Source organism: Nostoc sp. (genome assembly GCF_036919815.1).
Classification (GTDB): Bacteria; Cyanobacteriota; Cyanobacteriia; order Cyanobacteriales; family Nostocaceae; genus Nostoc.
This window is the reverse complement of the sequence record NZ_JBALCE010000058.1, coordinates 1-17,764: the sequence shown is the minus strand read 5'-3', so window position 1 is coordinate 17,764 and position 17,764 is coordinate 1. Positions and strand designations below refer to the sequence as shown.

15 protein-coding genes and 1 pseudogene are annotated in these 17,764 nt (G+C 42.2%); 13 read left to right on the top strand and 3 right to left on the bottom strand.

Annotation, left to right across the window (positions count from 1 at the left end; all coding sequences use genetic code 11):
- Nucleotides 1–168 precede the first annotated feature (168 nt).
- The 7 genes and pseudogenes from sir to V7K15_RS29985 form a co-directional block, all read left to right on the top strand.
- Nucleotides 169–2,085 carry a sulfite reductase, ferredoxin dependent gene (gene sir / locus V7K15_RS13910; RefSeq protein WP_334906083.1) on the top strand — a complete coding sequence of 639 codons (1,917 nt, stop codon included), beginning with the start codon at nucleotides 169–171 and terminating at the stop codon, nucleotides 2,083–2,085.
- Nucleotides 2,086–2,508: 423 nt separating this feature from the next.
- Nucleotides 2,509–3,216 (top strand): 16S rRNA (uracil(1498)-N(3))-methyltransferase, encoded by a 708-nt coding sequence (locus tag V7K15_RS13905; protein ID WP_334906082.1) that lies wholly within the window; start codon nucleotides 2,509–2,511, stop codon nucleotides 3,214–3,216.
- Between the two features lie 69 nt (nucleotides 3,217–3,285).
- Entirely contained in the window at nucleotides 3,286–4,350 is a 1,065-nt protein-coding gene (locus V7K15_RS13900; protein ID WP_334906081.1) for a tetratricopeptide repeat protein, read from the top strand.
- 18 nt (nucleotides 4,351–4,368) lie between these two features.
- Nucleotides 4,369–5,247 (top strand): DUF4351 domain-containing protein, encoded by an 879-nt coding sequence (locus V7K15_RS13895; protein ID WP_334906080.1) that lies wholly within the window; start codon nucleotides 4,369–4,371, stop codon nucleotides 5,245–5,247.
- 114 nt (nucleotides 5,248–5,361) lie between these two features.
- Nucleotides 5,362–5,625, top strand: coding sequence for a VIT domain-containing protein (locus V7K15_RS13890; protein ID WP_334906079.1), 264 nt, complete (start codon nucleotides 5,362–5,364; stop codon nucleotides 5,623–5,625).
- Nucleotides 5,618–5,758: a hypothetical protein gene (locus tag V7K15_RS13885; protein ID WP_334906078.1), complete on the top strand. Its 141-nt coding sequence runs from the start codon at nucleotides 5,618–5,620 to the stop codon at nucleotides 5,756–5,758. Before V7K15_RS13890 ends, V7K15_RS13885 begins: the two co-directional genes overlap by 8 nt.
- Nucleotides 5,759–5,931: 173 nt before the next feature.
- A pseudogene (locus V7K15_RS29985) lies at nucleotides 5,932–6,126 on the top strand (after-VIT domain-containing protein); the annotation flags it as partial.
- A gap of 34 nt (nucleotides 6,127–6,160) precedes the next feature.
- On the opposite strand, the gene V7K15_RS13880 reads toward V7K15_RS29985, so the two are convergent.
- The gene (locus V7K15_RS13880) at nucleotides 6,161–6,694 is read right to left on the bottom strand and encodes a hypothetical protein (protein WP_334906077.1); all 534 of its coding nucleotides are present in this window, start codon (nucleotides 6,692–6,694) and stop codon (nucleotides 6,161–6,163) included.
- 506 nt (nucleotides 6,695–7,200) lie between these two features.
- On the opposite strand from V7K15_RS13880, the gene V7K15_RS13875 reads away from it, so the two are divergent.
- On the top strand, nucleotides 7,201–7,836 hold the full coding sequence (locus V7K15_RS13875; RefSeq protein WP_334906076.1) for an esterase/lipase family protein: 636 nt from the start codon (nucleotides 7,201–7,203) through the stop codon (nucleotides 7,834–7,836).
- Between the two features lie 45 nt (nucleotides 7,837–7,881).
- Here the strand turns inward: V7K15_RS13875 and V7K15_RS13870 are convergent, their stop codons facing one another.
- The gene (locus V7K15_RS13870; RefSeq protein ID WP_334906075.1) at nucleotides 7,882–8,313 is read right to left on the bottom strand and encodes a VOC family protein; all 432 of its coding nucleotides are present in this window, start codon (nucleotides 8,311–8,313) and stop codon (nucleotides 7,882–7,884) included.
- A 378-nt stretch (nucleotides 8,314–8,691) separates the two neighbouring features.
- Between V7K15_RS13870 and V7K15_RS13865 the strand changes: the two genes are divergently transcribed.
- The 3 genes from V7K15_RS13865 (at nucleotide 8,692) to V7K15_RS13855 (ending at nucleotide 13,414) form a co-directional block, all read left to right on the top strand.
- Nucleotides 8,692–9,537 (top strand): DUF92 domain-containing protein, encoded by an 846-nt coding sequence (locus V7K15_RS13865; protein ID WP_334906074.1) that lies wholly within the window; start codon nucleotides 8,692–8,694, stop codon nucleotides 9,535–9,537.
- 443 nt (nucleotides 9,538–9,980) lie between these two features.
- Complete coding sequence (locus V7K15_RS13860; RefSeq protein ID WP_334906073.1) at nucleotides 9,981–10,763, top strand: foldase protein PrsA; 783 nt, start codon at nucleotides 9,981–9,983, stop codon at nucleotides 10,761–10,763.
- Entirely contained in the window at nucleotides 10,712–13,414 is a 2,703-nt protein-coding gene (locus V7K15_RS13855; protein ID WP_334906072.1) for a type I secretion system permease/ATPase, read from the top strand. Before V7K15_RS13860 ends, V7K15_RS13855 begins: the two co-directional genes overlap by 52 nt.
- A gap of 411 nt (nucleotides 13,415–13,825) precedes the next feature.
- On the opposite strand, the gene V7K15_RS13850 is transcribed toward V7K15_RS13855, so the two are convergent.
- A complete protein-coding gene (locus V7K15_RS13850; RefSeq protein WP_334906071.1) occupies nucleotides 13,826–14,599 on the bottom strand; it encodes an SDR family oxidoreductase in 774 nt (257 codons plus the stop codon).
- A 675-nt stretch (nucleotides 14,600–15,274) separates the two neighbouring features.
- Here V7K15_RS13850 and V7K15_RS13845 point away from each other — a divergent pair.
- Together V7K15_RS13845 and V7K15_RS13840 are read left to right on the top strand one after the other, a co-directional pair.
- Nucleotides 15,275–16,876, top strand: coding sequence for a S8 family peptidase (locus V7K15_RS13845; RefSeq protein WP_334906070.1), 1,602 nt, complete (start codon nucleotides 15,275–15,277; stop codon nucleotides 16,874–16,876).
- Between the two features lie 293 nt (nucleotides 16,877–17,169).
- Complete coding sequence (locus V7K15_RS13840; RefSeq protein WP_334906069.1) at nucleotides 17,170–17,724, top strand: alpha/beta hydrolase; 555 nt, start codon at nucleotides 17,170–17,172, stop codon at nucleotides 17,722–17,724.
- Nucleotides 17,725–17,764 lie beyond the last annotated feature (40 nt).

Genomic DNA, 17,764 nt, shown 5'->3' with positions numbered 1-17,764 from the left:
CCAAAAAGCTGGTTTTGTTAAGTGTTACATTACTGACAAAGCCGGCTTTTGCCGTGGTAAAATTAGAATATTCCTCATTATTCCGGCCGGATTACCGGGGATCAAGTAGCCGAAGGGTGCTGATTCGGCGTCTACGTAATGCTTTATTGAGAACACTATACAAGTCTAATGGTTAATTCTGCTCCTTCCCCCATCGCTAGCCGTAAGCCTTCCAAAGTAGAAGGAATCAAGGAAAATAGTAATTTTTTGCGTGAACCTGTAGCAACTGAGATCCTTCAAGATACTACCCATTTTACCGAAGACGCGGTGCAGCTTTTGAAGTTTCACGGTTCTTACCAACAGGATAACCGCGACAACCGCCTCAAGGGACAGGAAAAAGATTACCAGTTTATGCTGCGGACAAAAAATCCGGGTGGTTTAGTGCCGCAGCAACTGTATCTGGCTTTAGATAAACTAGCTGATGAGTATGGCAACCACACCTTACGAGTAACTACCCGTCAAGGTTTCCAAATGCACGGAATTTTAAAGAAGAACCTTAAATCATCAATTGCCACAATTGTCAAGAATCTGGGTTCGACTTTGGGAGCTTGCGGTGATGTCAACCGGAATGTGATGGCACCACCAGCCCCCTTTAAGAATCGCCCTGAGTATCAGTATGCTTGGGAGTATGCCCAGAATATTGCTGACTTGCTCTCAGCGCAAACAGGCGCTTATTACGAAATTTGGTTGGATGGGGAAAAAGCAATTAGTGCAGAAGAAGACCCAGAGGTGAAGGCGGCGCGACAGCGCAATGGGAATGGCACAATTATCCATGACAATGAAGAACCGATTTATGGCACGCACTATATGCCCCGCAAGTTTAAAATTTGCGTGACGGTGCCAGGGGATAATTCGATTGATTTGTATTCGCAAGACCTGACGTTGGTAGTGATTACCAATAAGAAGAAGCAATTAGAAGGATTTAATATTTTTGCTGGTGGTGGTTTAGGTAGAACACACGGTAAAGAAGAAACTTTCGCTAGGTTAGCAGACCCCATCGGTTATGTGGCGAAGGATGACGTTTACGACATAGTAAAAGCGATTGTTGCTACCCAAAGAGATTATGGCGATCGCACTGATCGTCGTCATGCTAGATTAAAATATCTAATCAACGATTGGGGTGTAGATAAATTCCGCACTCAAGTTGAGGAATATTTCGGGAAACCAGTTGAAGCCTTCAAACCACTGCCAGAGTTTAAATATTACGACTTCCTCGGCTGGAATGAACAAGGTGATGGCAAGCTATTCTTAGGAATTTCCATTGACAATGGCCGAATCAAGGATGAAGGTTCGTTTCAACTGAAAACCGCTTTGCGGGAAATTGTCAAGCAGTTCAACTTGCCCATCCGTCTGACAGCCAACCACAACCTGATTTTTTACGATATCGAACCAGATAGCAAGCAAGCTATTCAAGACATTCTCAGCCGTTACGGTGTCGGAGACGACCCTAGTAAAATCGAACCTTTAGTGCGCTATGCAATGGCTTGTCCGGCTTTGCCGACTTGCGGCTTGGCAATCACGGAATCAGAACGAGCAATACCGGGGATTTTGGAGCGGGTTCGCGCCCTATTAGATAAAATAGGTTTACAAAATGAACATTTTGTGGTAAGGATGACAGGATGCCCCAACGGTTGCGCTCGTCCCTACTTGGCAGAATTAGCCTTTGTCGGTAGCGCTCCAGAATCTTACCAATTATGGTTAGGGGGTTCGCCAAATCAAACGCGACTGGCGCAACCTTACACAGAAAAGCTGCACCATAATGACTTGGAAAGCTTCCTAGAACCGATTTTTGTTTACTTTAAGAAATCTCGGAAATCGAAAGAAAGCTTTGGTGATTTTTGCGATCGCATTGGTTTTGATGCCATCCGCGAATTTACTGCCACCTACGACCCGGAAACAGCCAATGCTGGAAGCAAATCGCGTCATCGGGTGAATTTGAAAGCTGAGGCTTATACTAAGTTAAAGGAAGTCGCAGAAAGTCAAGGTAAACCGATGACTGAGTTGGTGAGTGAGGCGCTAGAGGCTTACTTCCAAAATCTTTCGTAAGCCGAAGAATTGAAGATATTGAAATCATAGATGGACACAGATGGATTTATTTGTGTCCATCTGCGTCTATCTTGCATAAGTTTTATTTCTGGAAGAAGCTAATTTTTTTAACGAACCGCCTTCGCGCAGCGTCTCGCAGAGAAGGACGCATTCGCGTAGCGTCTCGTAGAGAAGAACGCATTCGCGCAGCGTCTCGCAGAGAAGGAAGAGAAGGAAAAAATGTTTAACTCAACTGTATTGGAATTAGGACTTACGTAAAATATCTCCCAAACTCTGATTTCTCCGTGTCGCGCCAGTTGCTACAACTCTTGGAACCCCCGCAACGCACTGGCCTGCGCCTCTGCGGTAGCCTGCGGCAAGCCGAAGCGTCTACGTTATTCCCTAATTCGTTGTCTAGAGCAGGGCAATAATTTATTAAGAAAAATGTCTCAACTGCAAAGAATTGCGATCGCACCTGACCAACTCCAACAAGGGCAAATTTTGCTCACAAAAGAACAACAGCATTATTTGGGGCGGGTGTTGCGCTTGCGTGAAGGCGATCGCTTTATTGCAATGGATGGTAAAGGAAAATGGTGGTTAGCGCAGCTAGCAGGGGAACAAGCAGAGGTTTTAGAAGCACTGACAGTAGAAACCGAATTACCTGTATCGATTACGCTGATGGTGGCGTTGCCCAAAGGCAATGGATTTGATGAAGTGGTGCGGTGCTGTACGGAGTTGGGAGTAACTTGTATTGCACCAGTATTGAGCGATCGCACTTTGCTTCATCCTAGTTATCAAAAACTCGAACGCTGGCGGCGCATCGCAGCCGAAGCCGCCGAGCAATCAGAGCGCTCTTTTGTGCCGACAATTTTAGAACCTGTTGCTTTTAGTACTGCTGTCACTGCGAATCAGACAAGTCACAGTTACATTTGTGAGGCTCGTGGAGAGTATCCCCATTTAAACAAGGTGCTGAGTAGCATCTCTGACGAGATTATCATTGCTACTGGCCCAGAGGGAGGATGGACAACAAAAGAAATTGAGAATGCTTTAGCATCTGGATTCCAACCTGTTTCCCTTGGTCGCCGCATCCTGAGAGCAGTTACAGCCCCAGTAGTAGCATTATCCTTGATTACCGCAGCTTGTGAAGTATAAATGATTTATAGCTCACGCAAAATAACTTTTGCGCGAGACATCACTCCAGCGTATATTTAAAGTTAAGTGATGATTGAGCAAGTTGCGATCGCTTTTGAGCATAAAGACTATCAAACAGCTGCTAAATTACTCAAACAGCTGCAAAAAGAATCGCCCGAAAATCCTTGGGTACAATATTATCTCGGTCGGCTATATGAAGTATCTGAAAAGCGCCAAGATGCAGAAAAAATTTACCGGCAACTGCTGCGAGATACAACGAATAGCAAAATAGTGTCACTCGCACGTCAAGGTTTGCGACGGCTACAAGAAATAGAGCAAGAAGAAAGACAAAGAGCCATTTCCCAAGCAACAGCCCAACCGAATAACACTGAACTTGGCGTACTAGTCTTAGAGCCACTCAGTACCGAGATGAAAACAGAAGCGTCTCGAAAATTCGCTCAGATTATGCAATTAGACCCCTACACTGCACGATTAATACTGCCAAGTCGTGGCTGGAGATTGTACCGCACTGGCCAAGTAGGAGAACTAAAATTTTATGGCGAACAGCTACAGCAGGCTGGTATTCCCTGCTTTTGGGCAACAATAGCTCAAATTCAGCAAATTCAAGTTTATCAAGTCAAATATTTCCAAGCATCTACCCCACAAGCAACTATTGTTTGCTGCAATCAGGCAAATCAACTCGGTTCTCTGACCTTTGACTGGTCAGAAGTCACAGCAAGAGTAGTAGGACTTTTGCCCATTTTTGAACAAGTTCTAGATGTTGATGCCCGCCGTAAACTGGAATGGAAAACTCAAACACAAGACTATGCTCAGTTTTGTGATTTACACCTACTTGGTAGACGTTGCATTCTGCGACTTTATGATAACGGCTATCAATTTCAGCAAGGTTTAGAAATCATTCCCCAAGCTAGCCAAAATACAATCAGAATTAATTGGAATAGTTTATCGACTTGGATTGACCAGCAACTACCTCAAGTCAAAATTTGGTCAGATTTCACGCCCTTTGCAGATACAGCATTAGACCAAACAGAAATGCTGAATCATATCAAGTCTCACATTCATCTGTTTCGTAGGGAACAGACTAATTGGGACTCAGCTTTTCATTTATATAGTGGATTGGTGTTGGTTAAATAATTCGTAGACAAGTATAAAATGACGCGCTTTATACATGATAAATTCGCCAATGACTATCTGGAAGAATTACTAAAAGATTACGGAGAAGTCAAGCCATCAGAAAAAGTTTCAGGAGAGATTAAAGAAATAGATGTTTTGTTTACTCCTTCTAAACAGCAAAGCTCTAATTTACAAGTACTAGGATTGCTAGGAAGATTTGCTGAACATCCTGCAATAATAGAACCATTCCGCAATCCAGCTTCTATCGATGAAATATGCGACTGTATTCTAAAATTATTAGAAATAAAGGCTCTCGTGCGACGAGAAGCTAAAGTAAATAAAACCAAACTTCAAGACTCAGAAATTCCCAAGTTGTGGGTTATTACACCTACCGTATCTGAAGCTAGATTGTCTAGCTTTGGAACTATTCAAAAAGAAGGTTGGTTATCGGGAGTACATTTTCTGCCAGATGCCTTGCGGACAGCAATTGTGGCGATACATCAACTACCGCAAACACAGGAGACTTTGTGGTTGAGGCTTTTGGGAAGGGGAAGTGTGCAATCACAAGCAATTGTCGAGTTGCAAGCGTTACCATTAAATTATCCATATCAGAAAGCAACACTTGAATTAGTTTACAACTTGCGCGAAAACTTGAGAGTAAATCAAGAATTAGAAGAAGATGATCGGGAGTTAATTATGCGACTAGAACCACTTTATCAAAGAGACAGAGAACAAGCTGTACAGTCAGGAGAACAACGTTTAGTTCTACGCTTACTCAATCGCCGTATTGGGGAAATTAATGCATCATTAATCGAGAGAATTAAAGGATTGTCGATTGAACAATTAGAGAATCTAGGAGAAGCATTACTAGACTTTTCTATTGTTGCTGATTTAGAAACTTGGTTAAACCAACAATAAAATAAATCATCATCAGTAGATTAATTAATTTATAGCAATCCGATTTGATTTTTGAAAAAATCTAAGTATGGTTAGCCTAGCTTTATATTCCACACAAAAGAAGCTATCAAATCTATGAATACAGTAAGTGCTAAAAACCAACAGTTAGGGGGTTTGCACGTTCAATCCCCTCAAGGAAAACAGCAACTTTTTTCGCTCAAGCATACGGAAGTTCTAGCAAAAATTGCAGGTAACTTGTCACGAGTTGAGGTGATTCAAAGCTTTGAAAATCCCTTCACGCAGCCTTTAGAAGCAGTGTATATCTTTCCGTTACCCTGTCCGGTCGTAGTTAATTTCCAGGGTGAGACCATCCGTGACAGGTTAAGAGAATATGCCTGAAGCAGTTAGTTACCAAGGAGTGTTTGGCAGTCCTCCTGCTGGTGGTTTTGCGGGTCAAATATCACTCTCAATGCCATCAGCACCAACCTTAGCAGAAGCTCCAGATAAAAGCGATCGCCACAATCGCCAGTAACCAAAGAAGTCGATATCTCTTTGAGCTTTAATAGCTTTGATTCCCAGGACATGCAAGAAGGTGAAATATCAGATGCAGGCATCAACCATCAATTAAAACTAATTAGCGTCACTGGCTTAGATGAAACAGGAATTGCTGATCTAACCCAACACCTTCAATAACTAAACTTTCCTTCAGGCTTCAGTGGTGAAATCGTCTTTGAGTTCACCGTCAAGAAAGGTCGGATAGAACGGGTAGTTTTGGATGAAAAAGCCTCAACCCTAAAAGATGCAGTTGTAGTGGAGAAAATTAAGCGATCGCTCCTACTTTGGAGAGTTTCCCCATCTACAACTGGCAAAGTTATCTTAACCTTGCATATTCACGTTTAATCTCTAGAAACCGTAAATTTAGGATTTCTATCAATTACTTAGGCGTTTTAATCTGACGAGCCATGTCTAAGTAAGCACTCATATTTGCCCCTGGACGCCGACGACCATTAGAGCTAGTAGTCGAAGGAGCGAGATATTTAGGCGCAAAGGTGGTTTCAGTTGGCTGCTCTTTGAGTACTTTGGCTGCTGCGGCTTTTGCATTTTTGCCCGGTTCAACTCTAAGACCCTCAGCAGTCTGGACTAGCTGAACATCAGCTGGTTTAGGATTTTTAGCTGATTTTGCCTGAGCCTTATCTGCGGCGGTTTTTGTTCCGTTCAATGAATCTGGCTTCGATGGAGATAGTGTTTCTGATGCTTGTGATGTAATTGTTGCCGTTGCTTTCTTAGCATTCGATGTAACTGTTTCTGCTACTTTCTTGGCGTTCGATGCTAACTCTTTAGCAGCATCTTTGGCAGCATCTTTGGCTTCGTCCAATTCTAAGAAATAGCCGTTGCCTTTCTTCTTCCCTCGTAACAGTCCAGTAAAGAAATCCAGAATACCTGAAATTAACTTTTTGATAAAATCCATTACAATTACTCCTGCCTGTTATATTTGGAACTCAACCGTAATTGTTAAAAATTACGACAAAATGTTACATTTTCTGCTTTGTGTCACCTCGTTCTGGTGACAACCTTTATAGGCTTGTGCTTAATCAACATTGTAGTAAAACTACAGGGCAAATGTTTTCTTGCAGGCACTTGTAACCTGTATAAACCGAGAATTAATTATTAAATTTTACTGTACCTAAGAGCAAGATTCTGAAAGCAAGCTTTACAAAAATTAACATTTCTTTGTTTACTAAATAGTTAATTGAAGTGAAGCAAGCAGTTAGCTCTCAACCAGCTGGAGGAGCGTCATACCCGAATGGCAGATGGCGAGATTAATTAGTTAGATTTTATACATCCTATCTTGAGCAACATTTCAGTTCTGCAAAAATATCTTTTAAAGAATCCCAAAAGCAACAGCTTCAGTTTGTAGAGCAGTATTTAGCTATAAAAGTGAAATACATCCCTTAATTCAGCCAGATTTTGTCAATGAACATTGAAAATCAACAATCCAATCCCGTTTTGTTAATACACGGCATTGACGACACAGAGGCAGTTTTCCATCAAATGAGGAACTACCTAATACAACGAGGTTTGTCTGTACATGCCCTAAATTTAGTGCCAAATAATGGTGATGTCGGTCTTGATGAGTTGGCAAAGCAGGTATCTGATTATGTTACAGCTACCTTTGCATCAGAACAACGCCTAGATTTAGTAGGCTTCAGCATGGGAGGAATTGTCAGCCGTTACTATGTTCAGCGACTAGGAGGAATTAACCGCGTGCAGAGGTTTATCACGATCTCTTCGCCCCATCATGGAACTGTGGTTGCTTATGCTTCCCGGCGTCCTGGTTGCGTACAAATGCGTCCCGACAGCATTTTTCTCAAGGATTTAAATTCTGATGCTGTAATATTAGGGCAGCTAGATTTTACATCTATCTGGACACCTTATGATTTGATGATTGTCCCAGCGAATAGTTCACAAATGTCCGTAGGAAGCCAAGTAATAGTGCCAGTTCCTCTACACCCTTGGATGCTGACAGACTCCAGGAGTTTAGCAGTAGTGAAAATACTTTTAGAGCGTATTAAGATTAAGCTACCCTTGCTGGAGAAAGCATCCAGTTAGTAGCCATGATGCTTGTTAAGCTTGCATTTCTTTATTTTGAATTTCTTAAGTCCGATCGCCAATTTGTGTATGTTCGTAACTCCCAAAAACCGCCTCTGGGTGACGATAATACTTGAACTCCATTAGGTTATAAAAGGGATCTTCTAAAAAGAAAGTGCGATGCTCAAGAGGAAAACCAACAAAGCGATTTTTGGTTTCTTCACGAAAAAGTAGCTGTTGTTGTTGTGCCCTTTCTAGTAAGTCTTGCCAATCACGTTCTTGAGTAAAAATTAGCCCAAAGTGTCTGGGATAGATAGTGTTTTGCGGTATTAAGGGTTCTTTGGTGACGTGAGCGACTAGTTGATGACCATAGAGATTGAGAATCAGGGCGTGCTGGTTTTCACGACCAGGAATGCAGCCCAAGCCATCCACGTAATATGCTTTTGTTTGGGCAATATCAGTCACAGGGAAAGCCAGATGGAATAAAGTTTGGCTCATAGCTTGTGTGGAAAAGATTAGTAGTTGATGCTATTTACAATTGATGCTGTTAAGTCTTAATTGCAATACGCTTGGGTTAAGCCTAAAAACTAAAACTGGTGTAGGTTGGTTTGAGAACCGTAGCTTGCTTAGGGCAGGTTAATCTAACCTTATCAACCATTTGTTGGGTTGAGCAATAGCGAAACCCAACAACCCAACCTACTATTTTTCTTAACCCAAGCGTATTGGTCTTGATTGTGGTTAACTTGAACACAGTTTTAATAGTTAATAATACAAAAATATTACTTTAGCTGGGGAGGTGTCAGAAATTCAGTACTAAGTGTGAGAAATTCGTTATTCTGTTGATATTCAGACAAAATTACTCATAATTAATTGCTGATGTCATCCTTAATTGATTCTGTTAATCCCTCGTTGGTAGCTGTAGGATTAAACACAATTCTATTGGGTTTAGCTGCGATTGCTCCGAAAAAGCTGCTTACCCCTGCTGGATTATTCCACGCTTGGTTCTTAGCCATCCTAATTTGGGTAACTCTAGGTTGGCAAGGATATGCAGTAGTAATGTTCTATTTTCTGGTTGGTTCTGGCGTTACCCGCATCGGTATGGCGCAGAAGGAGGCAGAAGGAATTGCTGAAAAGCGTTCTGGGGCAAGAGGCCCAGAAAATGTTTGGGGTTCGGCTTTGATTGGGGCGCTGTGTGCCTTGGGAGTCGGGTTGCTCAATTCGGGATTTTTTGTACCTAGTCCGCAATACTTCGACTTCGCTCAGTACAAGTTTCTAGTTCTCAATACTTCAGCAACGCTCAGTACAAGTCTCCAGTCCCTATTATTGTTAGGCTATGTAGCAAGTTTCAGTACCAAACTGGCTGATACCACTGCTAGCGAAGTTGGTAAAGCTTATGGTAAAAGCACCTTTCTAATTACCACATTCCAACCAGTGCCTCGCGGTACAGAAGGAGCGGTAAGCTTGGAGGGAACTTTAGCTGGGATTGTGGCTTCTGTGGCGATCGCATTTGTTGGTTGGGCAGTTGGTTTAATTGATCTATTGGGAGTGGCTTGGTGTGTGCTGGCAGCATTTATTGCCACCAACATCGAAAGCGTCATTGGAGCAACACTGCAATCTAAGTATACTTGGCTGACCAATGAAGTGGTAAATATTTTCAATACTTTAATTGGTGCGATCGCGGCTGTCCTACTTGCCTGGACATGGATAAGTATCATTAAGTAGACCGATGAGAGTAAACAATTACTCGTTAAAATCGCGTCTGAGACAATTTTTCTACGTCAGTTCCTACAACTTGAGTAACAAAAGCAACGCAGTGGCTCGACTTTTAGTAACTGGCGTAGAAAACTCGCAAGAAACAATACTTAATAAATTTTGGTTTATTTTCGCCTATCTACCTACCTGATTATTTCTCTGAATCTATAAAGATTTGGTTACAAAACTTGCTTTGCCTTACAACTGAGATTTTCAATCCTGTTTTCTCCCCGCCAGACTGTAAAAGTGATCAGGGGAAATTATATTATTTACTAGCTAGATAATTTTTTAAGCATCTAGATGTAATCAGTTCATGGAATCTTTATCATATTTATCGATCAATACCAGATGATTTCTATATGATCTAATTTAAAAGTCCTATAAGTGTTTAACCATTTTCACATAATTAGTTCATGGAATCTTTACCATTTTTGACAATTAATGACCAAGTAATTTCTATTGAGTCAGCAGTAAAGTATCTGCAAGCTTCTGGAAAATTGGGACAGTTCATTGGGGATATTCTCCGCCAGTACGTAATTGAGTCAGAAATCCGAACACGAGACGATGTGGAGATTGGTACAGCAATAACTGAACAGGCAATTATTGACTTTCGGCTGAAAAATCAACTGACTGACCCTGAAAGTTTTCAAGAATGGTTAAAGACCAATAATACAGATTACGCTACCTTTCATACATCGGTTAATTTTGGTTACAAGTTAGAAAAGCTGAAAGCTGTAGTAACGGAACCAAAACTTCAAGAATATTTTATTGAACGCAAAATTTTTTTGGATCGGTTAGTACTGTGCCGAATTGTTGTTGATAATCGAGAATTGGCAGACGAACTCCAAACCCAAATTGAAGAAGGAGGTAGTTTTGAGCAACTAGCTAAAGAATATTCACTTGCAGATGACCGAATTGTGAACGGGATGATGGGAATCATCAGCCGCGGAAGTATGCCGGATATATTACGGGCAGCTATTGATGTGGCGAGTCCTGGACAATTGATTGGACCCATAGAAATCGTTGGCAAAGACTCTCCCCAAGGAGAAGGACCTTATGGTTTGTTTCGAGTAGAACAATTTCTGCCAGCGTCTTTAGAAGATACTCAACTAAAGCAAGCACTACAAAATGAGTTGTTTGAGAAATGGCTAGCAGAGAAAATTCAAAACCTGACAGTCAAGCTACAAGTGAGTTAAAAATTCTGGATAATGAATCTTTACGATTAAAAGTGCTAGCTTCTTTGCCTTGGAATCAGCCACCGTTATGCTGGCTGACTCCCGAACAACAATCCCAGTTGCAAAATGAGTTCCAAACCCGTCAGTATCGTCTTGGAGAAAAAATCTGGTCAAATGATGTCGGCGGTTATCAATTCTTAATTGTGTCCGGGAAAGTCCGCTTGCGAGAAGAGGGGGTTAGCAAACCAATAGCCGCCCTAGATGCGGGGGATTGGTTTGGTGACTTACAAAAGCTGTCTGCGGATTTTAAAGCTGTAGCTGCTAGTAAAGAAGTGATATTAGTGTGTTGGGATAGTGCGCTGTGGGCAGAATTCTCTCACCCACAGATTCAGGAGTTCTGGCAAATCTTACCAGTGGGCATTGAGAGAGACAAAGAGACATTTTCCTTCTCTTCGACTCCTTCACTAGCGCCAGCCTCAGTGGGGACTTCCAGCCCCCACAGCCTCCAACCCCAAAGAGGACTCCCAACCGCCAATATAATCATCTCAAATTATCCGTTTGTTGCTAGCTGGAACACAGCAGCTGCCTGTTTAACAATGGTGGCGCAACAGTTAGAAAATTCTGTGCAACTGGAATGGGTGCAGCGCCAACTCAGAGGACAACGCCCAAAACAGGTTGTGGAAGCAGCAGAAAAGTTAGGGTTAGTGTTGCGGCGGTTACAAATGAGTTGGGGTGAGTTGCGACAACTGTCATTTCCAGCGTTATTGCTGTGGAATTCTGAATCACCCCAGAGTCCATCCTGGGTGGTAGCCTATGGAGTTAAAGGCGATCGCTTAATTATCGCTAATCCTCTAAATCCCGAACGGACTTGTGAAAGCTTGCCGCAGTCCATAGTTGAAGGGTCTTGGGATGGACAATTGTGGCAAGTAGAACTGATATCCCAGCAAGAAAAATTTAACCTGAGTTGGTTCATCCCCGCAGTTTTGAAGTATAAGGGATTGCTCACAGAAGTATTGTTAGCATCTTTTACCTTACAGCTTTTAGGGTTAACAACACCGCTAATTACCCAAGTCGTCATTGATAAAGTGATGGTGCAGGCGAGTTTGCCGACTCTCGATGTGATGGCGATCGCACTTTTATTCGTAGCCATATTTGAGTCGATACTTGGCATTCTGCGCCTATTCATCTTTACCCATACAGCTCGTCGTCTGGATTTGAGTTTATCAGCACAGCTATTTCGCCATCTGATGCGTCTGCCTTTGGCTTATTTTGAGTCGCGGCGCGTCGGCGACACAATAGCACGAGTCCAGGAACTCGAACAAATTCGTCAGTTTCTCACAGGTACAGCCTTAACTGTGATTCTAGATAGCATCTTTGCAGTGGTGTACCTGGCATTGATGTTTTATTATAACATCCCCCTCACCTTTGTCGCTTTAGCAGTACTGCCGCTATTTGCCACATTGACGATAGTTGCAACCCCAATTCTACGTAACTGGCTCAACGAAACCTTTAACCGGAGTGCCGATAGTCAATCGTTTCTAGTGGAGACAATCACCGGGATTCACTCCGTTAAAGCCCATGCAGCAGAACCAGTAGCCCGCGATCGCTGGGAAGGTTTATTTGCTCGCTTCATTCGCACAGGTTTTAAAGCTTCTACTACCTCCAATATCAGCAGCAACATTGGCGACTTTCTTACCAATTTGTCCACCATGCTGATTCTCTGGTTTGGAGCCAAGTTAGTCATCGACCAAAAGCTGACAATCGGGCAGCTAGTTGCCTTTCAAATGCTATCTGGTAGAGTCACAGGCCCACTTTTGCGCTTAGTACAGTTGTGGCAAAACCTCCAACAAGTGCTACTTTCTGTAGATCGGATTGGTGATATTCTCAACGTCTCCCCAGAAGCTGAACTGGGAACTGGCCTAGTTTTACCAGCGCTTAAAGGACAAGTCACATTTGAGCAAGTCTTTTTCCGCTACCGGCCGAACTTTGAAGCAATTCTGCGGGGAATCTCTTTCAGTGTCGAACCAGGGCAATTTGTTGGCATTGTTGGACGTAGCGGTTCTGGTAAAAGTACCCTGTCTAAGCTATTGCAACGCCTCTATCAAATTGAATCAGGGCGCATCCTGATTGATGGTTTTGATATTAAAAGTGCCGATTTAGCCTCACTGCGGCAACAAGTTAGTGTAGTTCTCCAAGAAGACTTTTTATTCAACGGTTCCATTTTGGAAAATATCACTCTCGGTACTCCCGACATTACCGCAGAGCAAGTAGTAGAGGCGGCAAGATTAGCAGTAGCCCACGACTTCATCAGTCAATTACCCTACGGTTACGAAACCAATGTTGGTGAACGCGGTACCGCTTTATCTGGCGGACAGAGACAACGTATTGCCCTAGCAAGGCTATTTCTTTCCCAAGCGCCGATTTTAGTTTTGGATGAAGCTACCAGCGCTTTGGATAGTGAAACTGAACAACAAGTACTGCAAAACCTCCAAAAAATTTCCGCTAATCGTACCGTGTTCTTGATTGCTCACCGCTTTGCCCCCCTCAAACGTGCTGATTTGATCTTGGTATTGGAGCAAGGTGTGATTGCCGAACGGGGTACTCACTCAGAGTTGTTGCAACAAAAAGGTTTGTATTGGTCATTATATCAAAGGCAGCAAGCAAATGTTTAGTAGATTTAAGTAGATTTTAGGTTGTGTCTACTTGATATTTGGCGAATGGAGCATAACTCTATTCGCCATTTGATTTGGTTGCAAACTTGTTATCTAACAGGATGATAAATATTAGACATCTCCAGAAATTAAATATGCGTTACCCAGAACCCTTGTAGAGACGTAGCATCGGTACATCTCTACATTCTTTTTCTTTTCCTTTGTCTATTGCGATCGCAATGTTTTGGAATCAGGTATTTGTCGTCTTTGTCTTGCACCACCAGAAAAGGAACTAGTACCGCTATGCAAAAATCAAAAGGCTTTTATTTTGCGCTTTCTGGCTCTTGTGAATGGTAGCTTTATTTCCGCCGTGATTTACTGGGAATAATTATTTTTAACCTCAGGATTCAGGTTGTTAAGCGCGTAATTAACTCAGGTCGCTAATAAACCGCCATCCACAACCAAAGACTGGCCAGTTATGTAAGCAGCTGCGTCAGAACACAAAAACAATACTGTAGACGCAATTTCTTCTGAACTGCCCATGCGTCCCATTGGAACAGAATTTATTAGTTGTTGCGTGGCAGCATCGGCATCTTCTCCTAAGTTCGCTGCGAAACGCTCAACCATACCAGTAGTAATGAAGCCAGGATTGACGGCATTAATCCGAATGCCCTGTTTAGCGTAATCCAGCGCCGCAGATTTGGTTAAGCCCATGACAGCATGTTTACTAGCATGGTACGGAGCAACACCCGGAAAAGCGATCAGCCCGGCGATGGATGAGGTGTTGACGATTACGCCACTTCCTTGTTGAAGCATTTGAATGATTTCGTACTTCATTGAGAGAAACACGCCGCGAACGTTGATTGCCATCAGTTCATCAAATTTATCAAGCGATTGCTCGTGCAGTGGAGTTACCGGTGACTCAATTCCTGCATTGTTAAAAGCGTAATCAAGTCTTCCATAAGTCTCAATTGTCTTTTCAATAGTTACCTTAATATCCTCTTCCTGCGAGACATCGGCTCTCAAAAAAGTTGCTTCTCCCCCTGTTTGTTTAATAACCTCAACGACCTTTTGTCCTTCTTCCTCTCGGCGACCTGTGAAGACTACCTTTGCGCCTTCGTTAGCAAAGGCGATCGCAGTAGCCCGACCAATGCCTGAAGTCCCACCTGTTACAAGTGACACTTTGCCATCAAATTTACCTGCCATAATTTTCTCTCAGTAAAGTTTTTATAGTATTAGGTTGAGCTAACAACTGATGCTCTCCCATCATGTTACTTCTGTCAACTACCACTGACCTGAATTATTACTTTTTAACGTATAAAAATAGGTGCGTTAACGGAGTCTAACGCACACTACTGCTGTGACACATCTAAGCTCGACTTTATCCAAAATTAAGAACTCGGTTTTCTTTATCCAGCAAAACGCCTGGTTTTTGACAAATACTTTTTCTACCTCATAAATTATCGATAAATATCAAAAAGTAAAACTGCCATCAGACAAAGGTTTCAGTTTATGTGTTCGCCTAAGCGTAAAAATGGATAAAGTCGAGCTAAGAAGATGTTTGAAAAGTATTGTTGGTAACAGCAAAACCTCCCAACCCTTTGGAATTTATAAGTTTAGAAGCAGAAGGCAATTAATTTTTTATCTCACTAATTTATACTTATACTACTAAAAACTTAATATTTATTTTATCACTTAATATGTTAACAATAACTCCACTATTAATTCTGCTTTTTGGTAATAGAATTAGCATTTTGTTATCAAATTCCATAGTAATTATTGACAATGGAGCTAATTCACACCTGAAAATCTTTTTATATTAAAGATTTTAATGCTTCAAACTGTCAAAAAACGATTGATATCTTTGAGAATAAAACACTTATGCTCCATGATGATGTTAATAACAATATGTTGTCAAATAAACAGCTAAATGTCTCTTCAATCTCCTCATTAGATACCTTTAATACAAAGGATGACTATAGCCTCAACATCAGTAGACGTAGTAGCTATAACTCAGCCGATGCTGATGTGCGATCGCAAAATAGCAGTAACGCTACTGCTAATGCTTTAAGCACTAAGAATTATAACTCCACCAATGGCTATGGCTTAATTAATGCAGCAGCAGCAGTGGCTAGAGCTGCTGGTCAGAATACCTTTGCTGATGTTCCTGACCTTGGTGGCAATAATTGGGGAGCAGACCTTGTTAAAGCACCGGAAGCTTGGGCACACGGATACACAGGTAAAGGTGTTGTTGTTGCTGTTGTAGATACTGGAGTTGACTACAACCACGAGGATTTAAAAAATAATATCTGGACAAATAGCAAGGAAATTCCAGGTAACGGTATAGATGATGATGGCAATGGCTATGTTGATGATAATTACGGCTGGAACTTTGCTGATAGTAACAACAACACCCTAGACAACAACGGTCATGGCACTCATGTTTCTGGGACGATCGCAGGAGAGAATAATAACTACGGTGTCACTGGTATTGCTTATGATGCCAAGATTATGCCCGTGAAAGTTTTAGATGAGTCTGGCTCCGGTTCCTACACTTCCATCGCTAAGGGCATTCGTTACGCTGTGAACAATGGAGCTAACGTAATTAACCTCAGTTTAGGAGGTCCTTATTCCAATCCTACTTTAGAGTCAGCCATTGACTATGCTAGCAGCAAAGGAGTGATTGTCGTCATGGCAGCAGGTAATGATGGTGGCTCATCACCAGACTATCCCGCCAGCTATGCATCCAAGTCGGGAATTGCTGTTGGGGCAGTAGATAGAAATAATAAGCTAGCTGACTTCTCTAACCGCTCTGGAACAAATGAAATTTCCTACGTCACAGCCCCAGGAGTCAAAGTCTACTCTTCAGTTCCCAATAATCAGTATGCTACTTATAGCGGTACGTCGATGGCTGCTCCCCACGTTGCTGGTGTAGTTGCCCTGATGCTTAGTGCTAACTCCAAGCTGACTGATGCCCAAGTCCGTGAGATTGTCGCAGACACCGCCGGAAATAGTACACAAACTACAACCTCTAGTTTGAATATTTCTAATACCAATTCTCTGGCAAGTCAGGTGATTGCAGACACCGTAGGAAATAAGACACAAACTACAATCTCTAATTTGAATCTTTCTAATACCAGTTCTCTGGCAAAGCAGGCGATATCTGACGACAACTTGCTACACATCAATGCACAAACTACAAATTATCTCACATCACAGACAATTTCTAGTTTTAATAATTCTAATTTTAGTTCTCTAATGGGTCAGCCAATTACAGAAACGACAAAATATCTGACATCAGCCGAAGATAATAACGGATTAGCGAATCCCGAATTATGGTCGCAATTCCAAAACAATGAGAAGGTTTTGGGCAATACCAATGTGGATAGCAATGAAGATGAGAATAATCCTGATTTTGGCAAATTACTAGAGGGAATGCAAAAACAAATAGAACAGTATAGAAAATATTTTGGTATTGCTTGAAAATTATATAGCGATTTGCAGTTGAGTCCAATACAGAGCTAATACTGCTCGATGAAGAAAATCAAGCAACCTAAAAACCTTGTAGAGATACGAATTTTCGCGTCTCTACATTTTTATAATTATCGCTAACAATCCTTAACCGAGTAGTATGGAATACAGACCTAACTCCCAAGCATTGTATTTCCTTTTCCAACAGGTGAGCTGGTTTAACACACTCTAGTCGGATTGGCTGACGAAGATTTGACTGTGATTGTCTATACGGCAATCCGAAATTCACACAACAGGAGAAATATATGAGTCAACATTTCGTCCTCATTCATGGTGCATGGCATGGGGGTTGGTGTTGGGACGGCGTGATTCGAGAACTCGAAAATGCAGGTCACACAGCGGTCGCTCCAACGCTCCCTGGAAACAATCCTGATGATGACTTCGCATCGGTAACGTTTGCTGACTACCTAGACGCGATCGCGGCTGTGCTAGAGCAACAACAAGAACCTGTTATTCTCGTCGGTCATTCAAGTGCGGGTTTTCTTCTGCAAGCAGTTGCACCCAAAGCAGCCAAGAAGATTGCTCATCTCGTCTTTCACAATGCCTTTATCTTGCCAAATGATGCTTCGCAATTAGATATGCTTCTCCCCGAAGTCGCCAAAATTTTGATTGATGCTGCGATGGCTTCTCCTCATAAAAGCGTACCTGTTCTGGAAGATTTAGTTCGCAATGCTTTAATGAAAGATGACTCAACAGAAGTACAAAATGCACTGCTGAGTCGTCTGGTACCACAACCATTCGTTCTCATTAAACTCAACGAGGTTGTCACCAACCCCGTTGGTCTTCAAAACCGTGCATGAGAGTTTCCAACTCACACGGCTCCTCAATGATTTGGTGCTT

Excerpts from the sequence above, each read along its gene's own strand:
- V7K15_RS13875 (WP_334906076.1), top strand. The coding sequence starts at position 7,201 with ATGAACATTGAAAATCAACAATCCAATCCCGTTTTGTTAATACACGGC.
- V7K15_RS13840 (WP_334906069.1), top strand. The coding sequence starts at position 17,170 with ATGAGTCAACATTTCGTCCTCATTCATGGTGCATGGCATGGGGGTTGG.
- V7K15_RS13845 (WP_334906070.1), top strand. The coding sequence starts at position 15,275 with ATGCTCCATGATGATGTTAATAACAATATGTTGTCAAATAAACAGCTA.
- V7K15_RS13870 (WP_334906075.1), bottom strand. The coding sequence starts at position 8,313 with ATGAGCCAAACTTTATTCCATCTGGCTTTCCCTGTGACTGATATTGCC.
- V7K15_RS13880 (WP_334906077.1), bottom strand. The coding sequence starts at position 6,694 with ATGGATTTTATCAAAAAGTTAATTTCAGGTATTCTGGATTTCTTTACT.
- V7K15_RS13860 (WP_334906073.1), top strand. The coding sequence starts at position 9,981 with ATGGAATCTTTACCATTTTTGACAATTAATGACCAAGTAATTTCTATT.
- V7K15_RS13850 (WP_334906071.1), bottom strand. The coding sequence starts at position 14,599 with ATGGCAGGTAAATTTGATGGCAAAGTGTCACTTGTAACAGGTGGGACT.
- V7K15_RS13865 (WP_334906074.1), top strand. The coding sequence starts at position 8,692 with ATGTCATCCTTAATTGATTCTGTTAATCCCTCGTTGGTAGCTGTAGGA.
- sir (WP_334906083.1), top strand. The coding sequence starts at position 169 with ATGGTTAATTCTGCTCCTTCCCCCATCGCTAGCCGTAAGCCTTCCAAA.
- V7K15_RS13855 (WP_334906072.1), top strand. The coding sequence starts at position 10,712 with ATGGCTAGCAGAGAAAATTCAAAACCTGACAGTCAAGCTACAAGTGAG.
- V7K15_RS13905 (WP_334906082.1), top strand. The coding sequence starts at position 2,509 with ATGTCTCAACTGCAAAGAATTGCGATCGCACCTGACCAACTCCAACAA.
- V7K15_RS13890 (WP_334906079.1), top strand. The coding sequence starts at position 5,362 with ATGAATACAGTAAGTGCTAAAAACCAACAGTTAGGGGGTTTGCACGTT.
- V7K15_RS13900 (WP_334906081.1), top strand. The coding sequence starts at position 3,286 with ATGATTGAGCAAGTTGCGATCGCTTTTGAGCATAAAGACTATCAAACA.
- V7K15_RS13885 (WP_334906078.1), top strand. The coding sequence starts at position 5,618 with ATGCCTGAAGCAGTTAGTTACCAAGGAGTGTTTGGCAGTCCTCCTGCT.
- V7K15_RS13895 (WP_334906080.1), top strand. The coding sequence starts at position 4,369 with ATGACGCGCTTTATACATGATAAATTCGCCAATGACTATCTGGAAGAA.